We start from the raw sequence: 1,867 nt of genomic DNA, 5'->3' as shown, positions 1-1,867 counted from the left end.
TCGTCGACGACGGCGGGGTCGGCGAGGGTGGAGGTGTCGCCGAGCGAGCCGTAGTCGTTCTCGGCGATCTTGCGCAGGATGCGGCGCATGATCTTGCCGGAGCGGGTCTTGGGCAGGCCCGGCGCCCACTGGATGAGGTCGGGGCTGGCGATCGGGCCGATCTCCTGGCGGACCCAGGCGACCAGCTCCTTCTTCAGCGCGTCGGTATATTCCTCGCCCGCCATCAGCGTGACATAGGCGTAGATGCCCTGGCCCTTGATCGCGTGCGGATAGCCGACCACCGCCGCCTCGGCGACCTTGGCGTGGGCGACCAGCGCCGATTCGACCTCGGCCGTGCCCATGCGGTGGCCGGAGACGTTGATCACGTCGTCCACCCGCCCGGTCACCCAGTAGTAGCCGTCGGCGTCGCGCCGGCAGCCGTCGCCGGAGAAGTAGTAGCCGGGATAGTGGCTGAAGTAGGTGTCGACGAAGCGCTGGTGGTCGCCCCAGACCGTGCGGCTCTGCGCCGGCCAGCTGTCGGCGATGCAGAGCACCCCCTCGGCCACCGTCTCGGTGATCTCCTGCCCGGTGGTGGCGTCGAGCACCGCCGGCTGCACCCCGAAGAAGGGCTTCGTCGCCGAGCCCGGCTTGGTGGCGATGGCCCCGGGCAAGGGCGAGATCAGGATGCCGCCGTTCTCGGTCTGCCACCAGGTGTCGACGATCGGGCAGCGGTGCTTGCCCACCACCTCGTCGTACCAGTTCCAGGCCTCGGGGTTGATCGGCTCGCCGACCGAGCCGAGGATCCTGAGCGAGGAGAGATCGTGCTTCTCGACCCACTCCTTCCCCTGGCCCATCAGCGCCCGGATCGCGGTGGGCGCGGTGTAGAAGATGTTGACCTCGTGCTTGGCGCAGACCTGCCAGAAGCGGCCGGCGTCGGGCCAGGTGGGGACGCCCTCGAACATCAGCGTGACGGCGCCGTTGGCGAGCGGCCCGTAGACGATGTAGCTGTGCCCGGTCACCCAGCCCACGTCCGCCGTGCACCAGTAGACGTCGCCCTCGTGGTAGTCGAAGACGAGCTCGTGCGTCATCGCCACGTAGAGGAGATAGCCGCCCGAGGTGTGCACCACCCCCTTCGGCTGGCCGGTCGAGCCGCTGGTGTAGAGGATGAAGAGCGGGTCCTCGGCCGACATGGCGACCGGCTCGCAGTGGGCCGAGACATGCTCGATCTCCTCGTCGAGCCAGACGTCGCGCTCGGCGTCCCAGGGCACCTCGCCGCCGGTGCGCCGGACGACGAGCTGCCGCACCCCGGCGAGCCCGGCGAGCGCCTTGTCGGCATTGGCCTTGAGCGGCGTGCGCCGCCCGCCGCGCGGCGCCTCGTCGGCGGTGACGAGGAGCTTCGCCCCGCAGTCCTCGATGCGCGAGCGCAAGGCCTCGGCCGAGAAGCCGGCGAAGACCACCGAATGCACCGCCCCGATCCGGGCGCAGGCCAGCATGGCATAGGCCGCCTCCGGGATCATCGGCAGGTAGAGGATCACCCGGTCGCCCTTCCTGACCCCGAGCCCGCGCAGCACGTTGGCGAACTTCGACACCCGCTCGTGCAGCTGGCGGTAGCTGATCCGCTCGGAGACCCCGGGGTCGTCGCTCTCCCAGATGATCGCCGTCTGGTCTCCCCGCGTCGCCAGGTGCCGGTCGATGCAGTTGGCCGAGACGTTGAGCTCGCCGTCCTCGAACCAGCGGATCGACACGTCGTGCGGGTCGAACGAGGTGTGCTTCACCTTCGTGTAGGGCTTCAGCCAGTCCAGCCGCTTGCCCTCCTTCCCCCAGAAGGCCTCCGGGTCCGCGATCGAGGCGGCATACTTCTCCGCATATTGCGCCGCGTTCACGTGCG

At 69.5% G+C, this 1,867-nt stretch carries 1 protein-coding gene; it reads right to left on the bottom strand.

The genetic code is table 11. The features are described from left to right. Window positions 1–1,867 (bottom strand): acetate--CoA ligase (gene acs / locus Q0112_RS09130; protein ID WP_297974245.1); only part of this gene is annotated, 1,867 nt, incomplete at both ends.

It is taken from the genome of uncultured Amaricoccus sp. (assembly GCF_937858865.1).
Classification (GTDB): Bacteria; Pseudomonadota; Alphaproteobacteria; order Rhodobacterales; family Rhodobacteraceae; genus Amaricoccus.
This window is presented reverse-complemented; position numbering and strand designations above follow the sequence as displayed.